This window comes from bacterium, assembly GCA_019637795.1.
Classification (GTDB): domain Bacteria; phylum Desulfobacterota; class Binatia; order HRBIN30; family CADEER01; genus JAHBUY01.
Window position 1 is genome coordinate 177,065 of record JAHBUY010000004.1, and the last position, 15,808, is coordinate 192,872.

The 15,808-nt window shown below is 73.2% G+C and carries 15 protein-coding genes; 9 read left to right on the top strand and 6 right to left on the bottom strand.

Annotated elements, in window-relative coordinates:
- Positions 1–41 precede the first annotated feature (41 nt).
- The gene (locus KF840_14795) at positions 42–3,134 is read left to right on the top strand and encodes a hypothetical protein (GenBank protein ID MBX3026174.1); all 3,093 of its coding nucleotides are present in this window, start codon (positions 42–44) and stop codon (positions 3,132–3,134) included.
- Positions 3,135–3,310: 176 nt separating this feature from the next.
- On the opposite strand, the gene KF840_14800 is transcribed toward KF840_14795, so the two are convergent.
- A complete protein-coding gene (locus tag KF840_14800; protein MBX3026175.1) occupies positions 3,311–4,894 on the bottom strand; it encodes a winged helix-turn-helix domain-containing protein in 1,584 nt (527 codons plus the stop codon).
- A 161-nt stretch (positions 4,895–5,055) separates the two neighbouring features.
- Here KF840_14800 and KF840_14805 point away from each other — a divergent pair, with 161 nt between their 5' ends.
- Positions 5,056–5,280: a tautomerase family protein gene (locus tag KF840_14805; protein ID MBX3026176.1), complete on the top strand. Its 225-nt coding sequence runs from the start codon at positions 5,056–5,058 to the stop codon at positions 5,278–5,280.
- A 61-nt stretch (positions 5,281–5,341) separates the two neighbouring features.
- Here KF840_14805 and KF840_14810 read toward each other — a convergent pair whose 3' ends face one another.
- Positions 5,342–6,133: a hypothetical protein gene (locus tag KF840_14810; GenBank protein ID MBX3026177.1), complete on the bottom strand. Its 792-nt coding sequence runs from the start codon at positions 6,131–6,133 to the stop codon at positions 5,342–5,344.
- 158 nt (positions 6,134–6,291) lie between these two features.
- On the opposite strand from KF840_14810, the gene KF840_14815 reads away from it, so the two are divergent.
- Together KF840_14815 and KF840_14820 are read left to right on the top strand one after the other, a co-directional pair.
- Positions 6,292–7,134 carry an enoyl-CoA hydratase/isomerase family protein gene (locus KF840_14815; GenBank protein MBX3026178.1) on the top strand — a complete coding sequence of 281 codons (843 nt, stop codon included), beginning with the start codon at positions 6,292–6,294 and terminating at the stop codon, positions 7,132–7,134.
- Positions 7,135–7,150: 16 nt separating this feature from the next.
- Positions 7,151–7,855 carry a ferric reductase-like transmembrane domain-containing protein gene (locus tag KF840_14820; GenBank protein MBX3026179.1) on the top strand — a complete coding sequence of 235 codons (705 nt, stop codon included), beginning with the start codon at positions 7,151–7,153 and terminating at the stop codon, positions 7,853–7,855.
- Here the strand turns inward: KF840_14820 and KF840_14825 are convergent.
- Positions 7,824–9,026, bottom strand: coding sequence for a cytochrome P450 (locus tag KF840_14825; GenBank protein MBX3026180.1), 1,203 nt, complete (start codon positions 9,024–9,026; stop codon positions 7,824–7,826). The two genes, KF840_14820 and KF840_14825, sit on opposite strands and share 32 nt — an antisense overlap.
- Positions 9,027–9,035: 9 nt before the next feature.
- Positions 9,036–10,211, bottom strand: a complete 1,176-nt coding sequence (locus KF840_14830) for a patatin-like phospholipase family protein (protein MBX3026181.1) — start codon at positions 10,209–10,211, stop codon at positions 9,036–9,038.
- Between the two features lie 90 nt (positions 10,212–10,301).
- On the opposite strand from KF840_14830, the gene KF840_14835 reads away from it, so the two are divergent.
- Positions 10,302–10,505, top strand: a complete 204-nt coding sequence (locus KF840_14835) for a hypothetical protein (protein ID MBX3026182.1) — start codon at positions 10,302–10,304, stop codon at positions 10,503–10,505.
- Positions 10,506–10,514: 9 nt separating this feature from the next.
- Here KF840_14835 and KF840_14840 read toward each other — a convergent pair whose 3' ends face one another.
- On the bottom strand, positions 10,515–11,282 hold the full coding sequence (locus KF840_14840; protein ID MBX3026183.1) for a GAF domain-containing protein: 768 nt from the start codon (positions 11,280–11,282) through the stop codon (positions 10,515–10,517).
- A gap of 82 nt (positions 11,283–11,364) precedes the next feature.
- On the opposite strand from KF840_14840, the gene KF840_14845 reads away from it, so the two are divergent.
- Both KF840_14845 and KF840_14850 read left to right on the top strand, forming a co-directional pair.
- Entirely contained in the window at positions 11,365–12,147 is a 783-nt protein-coding gene (locus KF840_14845; GenBank protein ID MBX3026184.1) for a glucose 1-dehydrogenase, read from the top strand.
- Positions 12,148–12,172: 25 nt separating this feature from the next.
- Positions 12,173–12,895 carry a hypothetical protein gene (locus KF840_14850; GenBank protein ID MBX3026185.1) on the top strand — a complete coding sequence of 241 codons (723 nt, stop codon included), beginning with the start codon at positions 12,173–12,175 and terminating at the stop codon, positions 12,893–12,895.
- Positions 12,896–12,922: 27 nt separating this feature from the next.
- Here KF840_14850 and KF840_14855 read toward each other — a convergent pair whose 3' ends face one another.
- Positions 12,923–13,744 carry an SDR family oxidoreductase gene (locus KF840_14855; protein ID MBX3026186.1) on the bottom strand — a complete coding sequence of 274 codons (822 nt, stop codon included), beginning with the start codon at positions 13,742–13,744 and terminating at the stop codon, positions 12,923–12,925.
- A 100-nt stretch (positions 13,745–13,844) separates the two neighbouring features.
- On the opposite strand from KF840_14855, the gene KF840_14860 reads away from it, so the two are divergent.
- Positions 13,845–14,465: a TetR/AcrR family transcriptional regulator gene (locus tag KF840_14860; GenBank protein ID MBX3026187.1), complete on the top strand. Its 621-nt coding sequence runs from the start codon at positions 13,845–13,847 to the stop codon at positions 14,463–14,465.
- Positions 14,466–14,719: 254 nt separating this feature from the next.
- Positions 14,720–15,763: a DUF4243 domain-containing protein gene (locus tag KF840_14865; GenBank protein MBX3026188.1), complete on the top strand. Its 1,044-nt coding sequence runs from the start codon at positions 14,720–14,722 to the stop codon at positions 15,761–15,763.
- Positions 15,764–15,808 lie beyond the last annotated feature (45 nt).

Sequence of the window (15,808 nt, forward strand, 5' to 3'; positions counted from 1 at the left end):
TTGCTCCGCTGCGGGCGATGCGCACGGCGGAGGGGAGAGCGATGCGGCATAGTCCACGTTGGGTGCTCGGGCTGGTGCTCATGGCGCTACGCGGCGCCGCGCCGGCGGTCGCCGAGCCGACCATCCTGTTCGTCACCCAACCGCCGTTCGGCGGCGACTTCGCCAGCGCCAACGCGGTGTTCGGCAACCATCGCGCCGAGACCACCGGCACGCCGCGCGGCGGCGACCTGTGGATCCGCTACGGCGACGGCAGCCTGCGCAACCTCACCGCCGAGGCCGGCTACGGCCTCGCCGCCCGCCAGGAGATCGCGGTGCGCGAGCCCTGCGTGCACTGGAGCGGCGGCAAGGCGCTGTTCGCGATGGTCATCGGCGGCACGACGCAGAACAACTACGCGCAGGTGTTCTGGCAGATCTACGAGGTCAGCGGCCTCGGCGCCGGCGAGACGGTGCGCATCGTCCGCCTGCCGCAACCGGCGAACGCCAACAACGTCTCGCCGATCTACGGCACCGACGACCGCATCCTCTTCACCTCCGACCGCCCGCACAACGGCAACGCCCTGCTCTACCCGCAGCTCGACGAGTACGAATCGACGCCGACCGTCACCGGTCTGTGGTCGATGAACGCCGACGGCAGCGACCTGCGCCTGCTCGACCACGCCGTCTCCGGCGACTTCACCCCCATCGTCGCCTCCGACGGCCGCGTCATCTTCACCCGCTGGGACCACCTGCAGCGCGACCAGCAGAACAGCGAGGGCACGCTGTCCTACGGCGCCTTCAACTATGCCTCGGAGACCAGCGCGCAGGCGCTGGCGAGCAGCGCCGAGATCTTCCCCGAGCTGCGCCGCCAGCCGGCCGGCGGCTACTGGCACGGCCACACCATGAACGTCTTCTTCCCCTGGCAGATCAACGAGGATGGCTCCGGCCTCGAGACGCTCAACCACGTCGGGCGCCACGAGCTGGCGCGCTACTTCGACTCGGCGCACGACGGCCTGCCGGCGTTCAGCGCGCCGCAGAACCGGCGCACCGCCGACATCGTGCTGCAGATGCGGGAGGACCCGCTCCGCCCCGGCTACTTCTACGCCACCACCGCGCCCGAGTTCGCCACCCACGCCGCGGGCCGCATCATCGGCCTCGACGCGCCCGAGGACCTCAACGCCGACGACTTCCAGATCGACTACGTCACCTCGCCGCTCAGCAACACCATCGTCGCCGACGGGCAGACGCCGCCCGCCGACCACCCCGGACACTTCCGCAATCCCCTGCCGCTCTCCGACGGCACCCTGATCGCGGTGCGCGCCACCTCCCCCTATGCCGACCGCGCCGACAACGGACCGCTGTCGTCGCGCTACGACTTCCACCTCGTGCGCCTGGTGTCGGGCACGCCCGACTGGACGCCCGGCGCCCGTCTCATCCCGGCGGGCATCAGCAAGTCGGTCACGTACTGGGACAATCAGAGCTACCGGCAGCTCAGCTACAGCGGTCCGCTGTGGGAGCTCGATCCGGTGGAGGTGCGGGCCCGACCGCGACCGCCGCGCCACGGCACGCCGCTGCCGGCGATCGAGAGCGAGCTGCTGCGCGGCGAGCTCGGCGGCGACGCCGCGATCGCCCGCCTGCGCGACTTCCTGGTGCAGCGCAACCTGGCGCTCATCGTCTCCCGCAACGTGACCCGCCGCGCCGACCGGCAGCAGGACTTCAACCTCAAGATCGCCGGCAGCGCGACGCAGACCGCGCTGCCCAACGCGACGCCGATCGAGATCGCCTTCCTGCAACTGCTGCAGGGCGACCTGATCCGCGGCTACTCGCAGTTCCACGCCGGCCGCCGGCCGCTGGCGCAACTGCTGCGCGACGGCCTGCTGCCGCCGCTCGACGCCGCGCCGGCGAGCAGCGTCCGCCTGGCCGCCGACGGCAGCGTCGCCGCGCTGGTGCCCGCCGGCCGGGCGCTCACCTGGCAACTGGTCGGCGCCGACGGCACGCCGGTCGTGCGCGAGCGCTACTGGGTCACCTTCGCCGCCGGCGAGATGCGCGTCTGCACCAACTGCCACGGCATCAACCGCACCGACACCGTGCTCGGCCAACCGCCGCCGACCAACCCGCCGCTGGCGCTGCGCGAGCTGGCGCGCTGGTGGCAGGCCACCTACGACGGCGGCGCGCCCACCGCGACGCCGACCGGGACGCCGGCGACCCCGACCCCGACCGCCACCGCCGCCACGCCGGCGCCGCTCAGCGGTCGGGTCCGCTACTACCGCGGCGACCACCCGGTGGCCGGCGTGACCATCGGCGGCGCGACCAGCGACGCCACCGGAGCGTTCTCGCTGATCGGCGCCGTCGGCACGACCCTCAGCCTGGCGCCGGCGCGCAGCGGCGGCCTCGGCGGCGCGATCAGCGCCCTCGACGCGGCCTACGCGCTGCAGGCGGCCGCCGGCCTGCGGACGCTCGACGCGGACCAGCGCCGCGCCTGCGACGCCAGCGGCAACGGCACGGTCACCGCGCTCGACGCCGCGCACATCCTGCAGCAGGTGGTGGGCATGGTCGCCCACCTGCCGGTCGCCCAGCGCTGCGGCTCCGACTTCGCCTTCGTGCCGGTGCCGGCGGCGGCACCGAATCAACAGGTGACCCAGCCGGCGAGCAGCGACGCCGCCTGCCAGCCGGGCGCCGTCGCCTTCGCGCCGCTGGCGGCGCCGGCCGTCGGCCAGGACTTCCGCGCCATCGCCTTCGGCGACTGCACCGGCAACTGGCAGCCGCCGGTGGGCGCGCTGCGCGCCGCGCGTGGGAGCGGAGCGGTGCGCATCGGCCCGCCCGCTGCCGCGCGACCGCGCGAGCTCCGCCTCCCCATCGCCATCGCCGATCCCGGCGCCCGCGCCGCGGAGGTCGTCCTGGGATACGACCCGGCGCGCCTGCGCTTCATCCGCCTGCGCCTGATCGGCGCGCCCGGCGGCGCCATGGTCCGCGCCAACGCCGGCCAACCCGGCCGGCTCCGCATCGCCGCGGCCAGCGCCGCGACGCTCTCCACGCTGCGCATGGTCGCGCTCTTCGCCGCCCGATCGGGCAGCGCCTCGATGGCCGACCTCGGGGCCGCGGCCGCCATCGTCGACGAGCAGCCGGCGCGCGTCATCGTCAATCGCCGGCGCCGCTAACCCTGATGAGACAAGAAACTCCTCACCACGGAGGCACGGAGACACGGAGGGCTCGGTGCCATAGCGCTTCGAGATCAGGACTCTCCGTGTCTCCGTGCCTCCGTGGTGAAAGTCTTTTGTCGCATCACGGCTGACATGCGGGATCCGTCGGACGGGCTCCTCGCCCGCCTCCCCGCTCAGAAGCCGAGGTCGGTCAGCGCCTTCGCCACCCGCCCCCGCATCGCCTCCGATTGCATGGGAAAGGCGCGGAAGAAGTCGGCGGCGGTGAGGCCGGCATCGCGCGCCCGCACGTTCGCCGTCCAGAAGTCGGCGCGGCTCGGATCGCCGCCCAGGACGTGCGCCACCGCGGCGATCATCGCGATCAGCGGGTGGGCGCCCGGCGCGCGCGCCCCGCGCTCGGCCCACTGCGCCGCCTCGCCGTCTTCGCCCAGCGCCATGTGGGCAAACCCGCGGGTGGCGAGCATGGCATAGTACAGGGGATCGAGGGGGCTGAGCCGCATCGCCAGATCGACGTGGCTGCGGCCTGCCTCGCCCCGCCCCGCCAGGGATTCCGACCAACCGCAGGCATAGATCCCCTGCGCGTAGTTGGGGCTGATGGCGACCGCGCGCTCGAGCCACCCCAGACTGCTGTCCAGATCGCCCTCGAGCCAGTAGCTGCGCCCCATGGTGAAGTTGACGAAGGGATCCATCGGATCGAGGTCGAGGCCGCGTTCGGCGCAGCGGCGGGCGTCGGCGAGCTCGCGACGCCGGTCGTCCGTGTAGCGCAGGAACGCCGTCTGGAAGTGCGTGAACGAGAGCCCGGCGTGGGCGCGGGCGAAGTCGGGCGCGAGGGCGATGGCGCGCGTGAACAGGCTCGCGGCAGCGGCGTTGTCGCGGCGGTTGAAGCGGTACATGTGCTGCAGGCCGAGGTGGTAGGTCGCCCAGGCATCGAGATTGTCGGTCACCGCCAGGCGCGCCCGGGCCGCTTCGTGGAGCGGAATGCGGATCTCCAGCTCGCCGAGAATCCGCGACCGGATCTCGGTGCGGATCTGGTGCACGTCGTCGACCGCGGCGGCGAAGCGGTCGGCCCACACCACGCCCCCGTCGCCGGTGTCGGCGAGCGCGACCGTGACCAGCAACGTCGCCCCCGCGATCTCCGCCGTGCCCGACAGGCAGTAACGCACGCCGAGCAAACGGCCGACCTCGCAGACGTCGACGTCGGCGGCGCGCAAACGGAAGGACGAGGCGCGGGCGGTGACGAACAGCCAGCGCAGCCGCGACAGCTCGGCGATCAGCTCGTGCGGCAGCGCGTCGGCGATCGCCGCGTAGCGTCCTGGGTCGCCGGCGAGGCGGAACGGCAGCACCGCGATCGACGGCCGCCCGATCTGGCCGACCGGCTGCTGCTCGACCGGCGCGGTCGCCGGCTCCGCGCCGGGGTCGTCCGCGGCGGCGCCGGTGGCGCTGCCGCCGCGCGTCGCCCGCGCCTCGGCGACGAAGCGGAACCCGTGCCCGTGCACGGTCTTGATGAAGCGCTGCGCCCGGCCGTCGTCGCCCAGCGCCTGGCGGGCGGACTTGATCCGGCTGGCGATGGCCGCGTCGGACACCACCCGCCCGCCCCACACCTTCTCGACGATCTCATCCTTCGAGACCAGGCGCTCCCGGTTCTCCACCAGCAGTCCGAGCAGCGCGAACACCTGCGGTTCCACCGGTCGGACCGCGCCGCCGCGGCGCAGCTCGATCTTCTCCAGGTCGAGCTCGAAGGACCCGAAGCGATAGATCATGGCCGGCACGATAGGGCACCCTCGACGCGACCGCCACGACATCTCCAGGAAATCTCCATGGCATCTGCAAGCATCGCGCGCCGGGGATGCGTACAAGCGCGATCACGTGATTCCCACGACCATGTCGCCGGAGCGACATGCAACCAACAGGAGGAAGGGCCATGCCCCTCGTGACCATCGACGTGATCAAGGATGTCTTCACCCCGCAGCAGAAGCAGGACCTCATCGCCAAGGTGACCGCCGCGATGATCGAGGTCGAGGGCGAGAACATGCGCCCGGTGACCTGGGTCCGCATCCAGGAGTTCGAGGGCGGCGACTGGGCGATCGGCGGCAAGCGCCTGCGAGCGGCCGACGTGCAAGCCCTCGCCGCGGGCAAGGCCGCCTAGCCCGAGCGGGTCGCGGGTGACCGCGGTTCGGCCGGCGCGGCAGCCGCCGCGCCGGCCGCGGTCACCAGAGCTGGTCCGTGTAGCGATCGCTCCCGACCACGGTCGGCAGCCAGGGCGAGGCCCACGCCACCCGTGCCAGGCCCGCCGCCTCCACCTGCCGTCCGAAGGCCTCGAAACGCGTCCACACGGTCAGCGGATCCTGGTCGAGAAACCACATCTGCAGATCGAGGCGATCGGTGTGCCGCACCAGCGGGATGTCCATCGGCGCGTTCGGATTCTGCGGCACCGGCGACCAGGTGGCGCAGGTGGCGATCGGCGTGCCGGCCATGAAGGCGGCCAACCGTTCGGTGCGCAGCCAGTCGTCGAGCTGCGCCTGGGCCACGCCGGGCTCGCGCAGCAGCGCCAGCGTCACCAGGCCGCGGTAGCCGTGGTCGAGCGCCAGCTCGACCGGCACCGGATCGGCGTCGCGGTAGTGCGCCCAATCGAAGTGGTACATCAGCGTGTGGACGTGCGTCCGCTCGGCGAAGCCGCGGCCGGCCTTGTAGAGCTCGAAGACCTGCGCGTTGGCCCAGGCGCGGTGCTCGTCGAACTTCTCGGCGTGGATCCAGTAGGTGGCGACGTAGGATCCGGCGCCCGGCGCCGGTCCGGCCACCAGCGGCGCGGCCGGGAAGCGGAGCTGCTTGAGCGCGCGCGGCGCCACCCAGCGGCGGCCGGCGAAGAGCCACGGGCCGACCAGGCAGCCGGCGTAGAAGTGGTCGCGCTCGTACCAGCGATTGTAGGCCACCTCGTGGCCGCGGTTCGGATCGACCACCGTGAGGAGCATGCTGCCGAGCTTGACGCCGTAGTCCGCCATAGGGCCGCCAGCTAGCACCGCCGACCGGGCGCTGTCACGAGCGCGCGGCGGCGCCGCCCGTGGCGGCGGCGACCCGGATGCGTCGCCGCGCGCGGGCTGCCATCGGCGGGCGACGACGTCTTGGCCCCCTCGGTCGCCGGATGCTATCGGCTGCCGCCATGGCCATTCACTACGAGAAGGACGATCACGTCGTCACCATCACCATCGACCGCCCGGAAGCGCGGAATTCGCTCGACCTCGAACACTTCGGGCAACTGGCCGACTGCTGGGTCCGCTTTCGCGACGATGATGACGCCTTCGTCGCCATCCTCACCGGCGTCGGCGACGTCTACTGCGTCGGCGCCGACCTGAAGAAGTTCATCACCTTCGTCACCGACCACGTCGAGGAGCTGGCGGCCGGCGGTGCCAAGGAGACGGTCGCGGGCTCGCGCTACACCATGGCGCACAGCCTGGTGGCGGTGCTGCGCGACGGCGCCACCCTGCCCGACGGCACCGAATTCAAGCTGTACAAGCCGGTGATCGCGGCCATCAACGGCATCTGTGCCGCCGGCGGCATGGAGATGATGTGGAACACCGACCTGCGCGTCGTCGCCGACGACGCCTGGTTCCAGCTCGCCGAGCCGCGGCGCGGCCTCTTCCCCGGCGGCGGCTCGACGGTGCACAGCGCCCGTCAGCTCTCGTGGTGCAATGCCATGGAGGTGCTGCTGCTCGCCGATCGCATCACCCCGCAGCGGGCGCTGGCGATGGGCCTGGTGAACGCCGTGGTGCCGCGCGACCAGGTGATGGCGACGGCGCGCCAGCTCGCCAGGACGATCTGCCTCAACGGCCCGCTGGCGGTGCGCGCCTGCAAGCAGTCGGCGAAGGAGAGCACGTTCCTCGGCCTCACCCAGGCCCTGGAGAACGAGATGAGCCACTCCGCCGCCGTCTTCATGAGCGAGGACGCCAAGGAGGGCATCGCCGCGTTCAAGGCGAAGCGGCCGCCGGTGTGGAAGGGGCGCTGAGTCGACCGGGCAGGCGATGCGCCGATCGGCGAACGGCGCGGCGCGCATCGCGCCGCGAACCGCGCAACCGGGCGACCTCGGCCTGATCGCCGGCGGCACGGCGCTCAGCCTGGGCGCGGCGATCGTCATCCTCGCCGTCGCCGGCACCGGCAGCGACGGCACCGAGCTGGCGCTGCGGATGACGGCGCGGCTGTCCTGCGCGTGGTTCATGCTCGCCTTCATCGCGGCGCCGCTGCACCGGCTCGCCCCGTCGCCGCCGAGCGCCTGGCTGCTGCGCCGCCGCCGCGCCCTCGGCGTCACCTTCGGCCTCAGCATGTCGGTGCACGTGTGGTGCATCCTGCGCCTGTTCGCGCTCTACGCTCCGGAGCGGCCGCCGATGGTCACCGATGCCGACGTCCTGATCGGCATTCCCGGCCTGCTGCTGGTCGGGCTGCTGACCCTGACCTCGCTCGACGCGCTGAAGCGGCGGCTCTCGCCGGCGGCGTGGCGGCGGCTCCACGTGACCGGGATCTGGGTGGTGTGGGCGATCTTCCTCCTCTGTCTGGTCGACAGCGTCGGTCGCAAGCAGAGCGCGCACCCGATCCTCGCCTACCATGCCTTCATCGCCGTGCTGCTGGCCGGCATGGCGTTGCGCCTGGCCGCGGCCCGCGCCGGCCGCGCCCGACCGGCCGCGTCGGCGCCACCGCCGGTCAGGCGACCGCGGAGCGCTGGCGGAAGGTGATCGGCAGCACCTCCGGGCCGGTAATGCCGAGCGGCGGCTTCCACACGGCGCCGGGCTCGAGGCGCGGGCACTCGAGCCGCTCGGTGAGCGCCGTCAGGCACTCCTGCAGCTCGGCGCGCGCCAGCGCCGCGCCGAGGCAGAAGTGGGCGCCGTGGCCGAAGGCGAAGTGCGGCACGCCGGCGTTCGCCGCCGGCGCGACCTCGTCCGGACGCGGGTAGACCGTGGCATCGTGGTCGGCGCCCCACAGCGACAGGAACACCGTCGCGCCTGCCGGGATGCGCTCGCCGGCGTGCGTGAACGACTCCGCCGCGGCCCGACCGACCGACGTGACCGTCGAGCGGTACCGCAGCACCTCCTCGATGACGTCGCGGGCCGCCAACGCGCCGGTGCCGACCGCGTCCCACAGCGCTGGCCGCTCCGCCAGCACCGCGACCGTCCAGCCGAGCTGGTTCTTCGTCGTCTCGTGCCCGGCGAAGACCAGCCCGGCGATCGAGCCGTGCACCTCCTCATCGCTCCATCCCGCCTCGTCGCCGGCCTGCGCCAGTCGAGTGACCAGATCGTCGCGCGGCTCGGCGCGCCGGCGCGCCGCCAGCTCGCGCGTATAGGCGAGGAGCGCCGTCAGCGCCGCGTCGATCTCGCCGATGCGATCGACGATCAGGATCGGATTGAAGCCGAGGCCGATCGTGTTCGCCCAGCCGCGAAAGCGCTCGCGATCCGCGACCGGCACGCCGATCAGCTCGCACAGGCCGAGCGACGGGAAGACGTCGGCGAGCTCGGCCATGACGTCGCAGCCGCCGCGCGCCGCGAAGCCGTCGATCAGCGTGTGCGCCGCGGCGCGCAGAAACGGGCGCAGGCGCTCGACGCTGCGCGGCGTGAAGGCGCGCGACAGCAGCGTCCGCCAGCGCTGGTGCTCGGCGCCATCGCGGTTCAGCGGCGACAGCGCCATCCAATCGTGGAACGGGCCGCGCTCGATGCCGACGGCGCGCAGGAAGTCCACGAAGCTGGCGCGCAGGCGCGGGTCGGCGAGCAGCTCGCGGACCCGATCGTGGCTGACCACGACGACGGCGTCGTCGGGATCGGTGTCGGCGATCCAGTGCCGGCGCCGCGTCGCCGCCAGGGTGGCGAAGGGATCGGCGAGCAGCTCGGGCAGGGTGATGCGCGGGCGGGACATGAACGCGCCTCAGCGGGCGCCGCGGGCGGCCGCGGGGGCGCCGCGGCCGGCGGCGAAACGCAGGATGTCGGCGCGGGCCGCGCGGACGTCGGCGCGGCCCGCCGCGATCAGGCGCCCCGTGAAGGCGGGGTCGAAGAGCAGGTAGCTCAGCAGCTCGGTGATCGATTCATCGGTCCCGAGACCGCGCATCAGGTAGCGCACCGCCGGCGGCACGTGGTCGGACAGCTCCGCCGCCACCTCGCCGACGTCGACGGACGGGCGCAGCCAGAGGACGTCGACCCAGCGGAAACTGTCGCTGTCGGGCCCGCTGTGGCAGCTCAGCACGCTGCGATTGACGCGGCCGCTGTGCTCGACGTCGGATTCGATGGCATCGAGCATCACCGCGTCGAGCAGCACGCCGGCGATCTGCGCGATGGTCGGCGGCGGCGGCTTCTTGCGCGCATCCTCGACGCCGGGTCCCTGGACGCCGACCGCCACCACGCGCTCTGCGCCGAGGTTGATCGCCGGGCTCAGCGGCGCGGTGTTGCGGATGCACCCGTCGCCGAAGTGCCGGCCCTCGATGCGCACCGAGGGGAAGAAGATCGGAATCGCGCTCGAGGCCATCAGGTGATCGATGGTCAGGCGGGCGCGCTCGATGCGCCAGCGGCTCCGCTTCCACAGGCGGATGTCCGGATCGCCGTGCACGAACAGGTAGCCGTTCGACGTGTGGAGGTCGGTGGCCGCGACCGCGGCGGCGTAGAGCGCGCCGCTCTGCACGTGCTCGTCGATGCGCGCCAACGGAATGCGCTTCAGCAGCGTGCGCAGCGGCGCGGTGTCGAGCAGCGATTTCGGCTGCACGCGGCGGAGCGCGCCGCCGAACGAGAGGTCCCATGCCCACCGCGCCCCGATCCGTCCGAGCGAGCGGATGTCGGTGCGGAAGACGTCGCTGGCGACGATCGTGCTCCACACCTCGATCAGACGCTCGACGCCGGCCGCCAGCGCGTCGGCGTGCGCCGCCAGCATGCCGGCATTGATCGAGCCGGCGCTGGAGCCGACGATGATGTCGAACGGCGAGCCCTCGGCGCCGATCATGCCGATGTCGACCAGCCCCTGCAGCACGCCCGCCTGATAGGCGCCGCGCGCGCCGCCGCCGGAGAGGACGAGCGCCGTGCGCGGCCGGCTGCCGGTGGCGGAGCGTGCGGGCATGGCGCCGATGCAACCACGTTCGCCTCGCCGGGCGCAACCGGTCCGGCCGGCGGCGATTGACTTTCGCGGTCGGCCTGCGACAAGCCGGGCATGCCCAGCCGCACGCCCGAAGGCGGCACGCTGATCATCGCCGCGCTGCTCCTCCTCGCCCTCGGCTTCGCCGGCTACTGGATCATGCGCTATGCGCAGACGGGCGGGCCGCCCGACAACATCCTGCCGTACTTCTCGATCGGCGCGGCGCTGATCGTCGTCGTCGGACTGGCCGTGCTGCTCATCCGCGGCGGCACCCGCTGACGTTGCGCGTCAGCGGGCGTTCGATGCGGCTCGCCGCGCCACCAGCCAGCCGCGGCCGACGCCGATCAGCGTCACGCCGATGACCAGGCAGAGCGCGCCGATCAGCACCCCGCGGCGGGTCGGCAGCTCCTCCCACGGCAGCACGCGCGCGCGGTGGTAGAGGGTCGCGGCCGCGGCCAGCACCACCCCGAGCGCCGACAGCGCGACGCCGGCGCTGCGGCAGAAGCCGCGCAGATCGAGCACCTCGCGCTCGAGCGCGTGGTACAGCGCGGCCTTCTCGTAGGCGACGCCGATCTCGCTGGCGAGGATGTCGAGAAACTCCAGGTCGGCCGGCTCGAGATGCCCGGCGCCCGGGTTCACCACCTCGAGCACGCCGATGTTGCCGCGGCGGGTGCGCAGCGGCGAGCACAGCAGCGACCGGGTGCGCATGGCCGTCTGGCGATCGACGGCATCGTAGAAACGCGCATCGGTCGCCGTGTCGGGCACCAGCGCGCTCTCGTCGTGCGACAGCACCCAGCCGGCGATGCCGCGGTCGGCGGGAAAGCGGATCTCGGCCAGCGCCGCCGCGCTGGCACCGGACGGGCGCTGGCTGGCGACCGGGAAACGGAACTCGCGCCGCGTCGCGTCCAGCAGCAGCAGCGCGCAGCCCTCGGCCTCGAACAGCTCGCACGTCCGCTGGGTGGCGAAGTGGACCAGCTCGTCGAGGTCGGTGAAGGTCGCCAGCGACCGGCTGACGTCGGCGAGCAGGTGGAGCTGGCTGGCAGAGTTGGTCGTCATCGCGGGCCGCGCTTGTACCCTGGCGCGGGCGTTCCTGCCAACCGTCTGGACCCGCGGCCGGGCGCCGTCGTATGGGCAGCTCATGACCGCGGCGCCAACGGGCAGGGCCTTCGATCTCAGCGGCAGGGTGGCGGTGATCACCGGCGGCAGCCGCGGGCTCGGCCTCGCGATCGCCCGCGCCTATGCCGAGGCCGGGGCGCGCGTGGTGATCGCCAGTCGCAAGGCCGACGCGTGCATCGCGGCGGCGGCCGCGATCCAGGCGGCGAGCGGCCGCGAGTGCCTCGGCGTCGGCTGTCACGTCGGCCAGTGGGAGGACTGCGATCGCCTCGCCGATCTCGCGTACGAGCGCCTCGGCCGCGTCGACATCCTGGTGAACAACGCCGGCATGTCGCCGCTCTACGGCGCGCTCACCGAGGTCACCGAGGCGCTCTACGACAAGGTCTTCGCCGTCAACCTGCGCGGCGCCTTCCGGCTGGCGACGCGCATCGGTTCGCGCATGGCGGCGGCCGACGGCGGCAGCATCATCAACGTCAGCAGCATCGCCGCCGTCCAGCCGACGCCGCACGAGCTGCCCTACGCCATGGCCAAGGCCGGGCTGAACGCGATGACCGTCGGCCTGGCGCGCGCCTTCGGCCCGCGCGTGCGGGTGAACTGCATCATGCCCGGACCATTCATGACCGACATCACCAAGGCCTGGGATCTCGAGGCCTTCGCGCGCACGGCCAGGACGATGATTCCGCTGCAACGCGGCGGCGAGCCGCACGAAGTGGTGGGTGCCGCGCTCTACTTCGCCAGCGACGCCTCAAGCTACACCACCGGCGCGGTGCTGAAGATCGACGGCGGCCTCGCCTTCGCGCCGGCGTAACCGGCCGGCGCCCGCCGGACGCGCGATGATCCATCTCGGCGCCGTGCTGGCCGGCATCGCCGGCGCCGTCGCCGGCTGGTTCCTCACCGGCGTCGTCACGCTGTGGATCGCCGGCCTGTGCGGCATGAGCGACTTCGAGGGCGGACGCGGCATGTTCGCCTTCCTCGCCGTCGGGCCGGTCGGCGGCCTGCTGGGCATGATCGCCGCCGCCTGGGTGGTGTTGCGGCGGCGCCTCGGCCCGCTGCCGGGCGGCCGGTTGCTGCTGCGACTGCTTGCCGTCCTGGCCGCGATCGCGGCGCTGACCGCGGCCGGGATCTGGCTGCGGCTCGCGTCGCTCGACACCTACAGCAACCGCCTGCCGCCGCAGCTCGAATTCGAGGTGCGGATTCCGGCGGCGATGGCGACGGCGCCGGCGGACGTCGCGGTCGAGCTGCACACCGACCGGAACGTCGCCGACGCCCTGCTCGACGACGCCTGGCGCAGCGACGGCGGCGCGCAGGTGCTCGCCGGCCGCGTCGCTCTGGACTTCAAGACCGCCTCGCGCCTGCTGGTGCTGTCACTGCCCGGACAACCCAAGCGCCTGTTCCGCCTCCGCCTGCGACGCGATCCCGAGGCGACCCCGGAGCTGGGCGACTGGCAGGGGCCCGACTTTCTCGACGACCCCGGCGCCGCGCAGCCGCAGCGTGCCGGCGCCGGCGACCCGGTCGCCCTGCGCATCCGCGTCCGCGTCGCCGGCGACGCGCCCTGATCGCCCCCGGGCACGCCGGTCGTCCGGTCAGATCGCGATCTGCTTCGGCGGGCGCACGACCATCTCGGCGATGTTCACCGTGATCGGCTGGGTCACCGCGAAGAGCACCGCCGCGGCGACGTCCTCGGCACTGCCGAAGAGCTGCTTCATCTTCGGCTGCAGGGTGGCGATCACGTCGTCCGGCAGGCGGCCGTCCGCCGGCAACTCCACCGACAGGCCCGCCATCTGCACGAAGCCCGCGACCACCGCGGGGTCGAAGTGGCGGGCGAAGTTGGTGACGATCGCGCCCGGCATGATGTTGACGACGCGGATCGTGTCGTCCTCCAGCTCGCGCCGCAGGGTGCTCGAGATGCAGTTCACCGCGTGCTTGGTGGCGCCGTAGACGCCGGAGTCGTTGCGCTGCGCCGCGATCGAGGAGATGTTGACGATGTGCCCCGCGGCGCCGCACTGGCGCATCGCCCGCACTGCCGCCTGGCAGCCGGCGAGCAACGCCAGGACGTTGGTCTCGAACATGGCGCGCCAGTGCTCGGGATCGGCGTCGACGATCGGGCTCGGATGGGAGACGCCGGCATTGTTGACCATGATGTCGACGCGCCCGGTGTCGGCCAGCGCGCCCGCGACCAGCCGGGCGACCGCGCCCGGTTCGCGCACGTCGAGGCTGACCACGGTGGCGCGGCCACCGCTGGCGGCGATCTGCCGCGCGGCCGCATCCATGTCGGCGCGGGTGCGGCCGGCGAGGTAGACGTGGGCGCCGGCGGCGCCGAGAGTCTCGGCGATCGCACGGCCGATGCCGCTCGAGGCGCCGGTGACCACGGCGGTCTTCCCGGCCAGCGACGGAGAGCCTGGCATGCGAAGCTCCTTTCCGCTGGCGCGCACGCGCCCAGCGAACGACGGGTGGAACGACGCGGCGGTAATTGACGTTGTGGACGTCTTTTGTCAACAACGCCGCATGCCGCGTCCGGCCGTCGTCACCCGCGAGCGCATCCTGAGCGCCGCCTTCGACCGCTTCGCCCGCTATGGTTTCCGCCGCACGTCGATGGCCGACATCGCGGGAGCGGCGGGGATCTCGCGCGCCGCCCTGTACCTCCAGTTCCGCAACAAGGCGGCGATCTTCCGGGCGCTGTCGGCGGAGCTGCACGACGCCGCGGCGGGGGCGGCGGAGACCGCGCTCACGGGCGCGGCGCCGCTCGCCGAGCGCCTGTGCGCGGCGGTCGAGGCCAAGAGTCTGCGCTTCGTCGAGATCGCCTACGGTTCGCCGCACGGCAGCGAGTTGCTCGACGAGAGCAATCGCCTGTGCGGCGACCACCCGGCCGGCGCGGAGCAACGCTTCCGGGCCGCCCTGACGCGCGTATTCCGCCGCGCCGCCGCCGCCGGCGAGGTCGATCTGGCATCGGCCGGCCTCACCCCCGCCGCCGCGGCGGAGCTGTTCACCCGCAGCGTCTCCGGGCTGAAGGGGCCCGGCATCACGGTCGACGCGTATCGGGCACACGTGGCGGCCCTGGCGCAGGTGTTCACCGCCGGGCTGCGCCCGGCGCGTTCCGCCCGCGCCGCCCGGCGGCGGGGCGACTGATCGCCGCGACGAGGCCTTCGAGGCGGCGCGGGGGCTGGCGGCGCGCGACCTCGGCGCCGCCGAGCCCCCTCGCCGACCGCCGCGGGATCGCCGGCCCGCCGATCTCGAAGTGCAAGAGAACCTGCTCCCGCGCCCGGGGCGCCGGGTTCGACGCGGGCCGCGCGGGATCGGGCGCAGGCAGTTTCGAGAGCAGGCTTGCGTGACGCGCTTCCGCGGTGCTCTGCATCGAAGCACCTGCGACGCGGAGGCCGCGCATGAACGACCCAATCGACGACGCCTACACCCTGCTCCTCGAATACGGCCCCGAGTACGGGCCGTTCGCGTTCTCCAACCACGCGCCGATGGCGGTCGAGGCGATGGTGCGCCTCGACCGCGCCGACGCGGCCAGCGCGTGGCTCAGGCGCTATGCCGCGCAGCTCGCACCACAACCGACGCCGCGGCAGCCGATCGAACCGCAGGCGTGGGAGGCGGCGCTCGGCGACGAAGCGCGCTTCGCGGACTGGCGGCTGCTCTTCGACCGCGAGTTGGCGACCCAGCCGTGGCGCGCGGTCCTCGAGGCCTGGGCGCCGCGCCTGGCTCCGGGTCTGATCGGCGCCGCCCTGCATGGCGTCTTGCGCGCCGCGCACGCCACCCGCGCCCTCGGCGACCGCGACACCGCGCCGCGCCGGCGTGAGCTCGCGCAGGGCCTGGCCTACTGGGCGGCGACCTATCACGCGCTGCCGACGGGAGCGCCGGCCGCGGTCGCGCGGACGCCGGCTGATGCCCTGCGCGCCCTCCCCTTCCTGCCCGCCGCGGCGCGACGGCTCGACGGGTCGATCGTCGCTGCCCTCGCGCCGCTGCGGGATTTCACGCCGTTCCACGCCGCGCTCGGCCTCATCGACGTCGCCGCCGCCGATCCCGACGCGCTGCTGTCCGACATCACCGCCGCGCTCGCCGGTGCCTACCTGGCCAACGTCCAGCCCACCACGCTGATCGCCCTGATCCACTTCGTCACCGGTCCGAGCGCGGTCCGCCTGCTCTTCCCGCACGTTGCCGACGCGACCCGCCGCACGCTGCTCGCCCATGCCTGGCAGGCTGGCGCGGCGCTCTATTGCGTGTACGGCAGCGACCCGGAGCCCGGCCGCCCGAGCGCGGCGCAGCCGTCGCGCGCGGCGCTCATCGACGGCGCCGTCGGCAGCGGCGACGAGCACGCGATCAAGCTCGTCGAGGCCTGCCTGCGCGAGGACGCCATCCGACCCGCTCCGGCGTACCGAGCGGCGGCGCATGACGCCCTGACGCGCCTCGGGTCGGCGGCATAGCCCGTCAGACGATTACATTGCGATCGCAATGTAATTCGTGGTAGC

Bases quoted from the DNA above. Each gene is read 5' to 3' on its own strand.
- KF840_14825 (MBX3026180.1), bottom strand. From the start codon at position 9,026: ATGTCCCGCCCGCGCATCACCCTGCCCGAGCTGCTCGCCGATCCCTTC.
- KF840_14855 (MBX3026186.1), bottom strand. From the start codon at position 13,744: ATGCCAGGCTCTCCGTCGCTGGCCGGGAAGACCGCCGTGGTCACCGGC.
- KF840_14850 (MBX3026185.1), top strand. From the start codon at position 12,173: ATGATCCATCTCGGCGCCGTGCTGGCCGGCATCGCCGGCGCCGTCGCC.
- KF840_14860 (MBX3026187.1), top strand. From the start codon at position 13,845: ATGCCGCGTCCGGCCGTCGTCACCCGCGAGCGCATCCTGAGCGCCGCC.
- KF840_14820 (MBX3026179.1), top strand. From the start codon at position 7,151: ATGCGCCGATCGGCGAACGGCGCGGCGCGCATCGCGCCGCGAACCGCG.
- KF840_14810 (MBX3026177.1), bottom strand. From the start codon at position 6,133: ATGGCGGACTACGGCGTCAAGCTCGGCAGCATGCTCCTCACGGTGGTC.
- KF840_14800 (MBX3026175.1), bottom strand. From the start codon at position 4,894: ATGATCTATCGCTTCGGGTCCTTCGAGCTCGACCTGGAGAAGATCGAG.
- KF840_14830 (MBX3026181.1), bottom strand. From the start codon at position 10,211: ATGCCCGCACGCTCCGCCACCGGCAGCCGGCCGCGCACGGCGCTCGTC.
- KF840_14835 (MBX3026182.1), top strand. From the start codon at position 10,302: ATGCCCAGCCGCACGCCCGAAGGCGGCACGCTGATCATCGCCGCGCTG.
- KF840_14845 (MBX3026184.1), top strand. From the start codon at position 11,365: ATGACCGCGGCGCCAACGGGCAGGGCCTTCGATCTCAGCGGCAGGGTG.
- KF840_14840 (MBX3026183.1), bottom strand. From the start codon at position 11,282: ATGACGACCAACTCTGCCAGCCAGCTCCACCTGCTCGCCGACGTCAGC.
- KF840_14795 (MBX3026174.1), top strand. From the start codon at position 42: ATGCGGCATAGTCCACGTTGGGTGCTCGGGCTGGTGCTCATGGCGCTA.
- KF840_14865 (MBX3026188.1), top strand. From the start codon at position 14,720: ATGAACGACCCAATCGACGACGCCTACACCCTGCTCCTCGAATACGGC.
- KF840_14805 (MBX3026176.1), top strand. From the start codon at position 5,056: ATGCCCCTCGTGACCATCGACGTGATCAAGGATGTCTTCACCCCGCAG.
- KF840_14815 (MBX3026178.1), top strand. From the start codon at position 6,292: ATGGCCATTCACTACGAGAAGGACGATCACGTCGTCACCATCACCATC.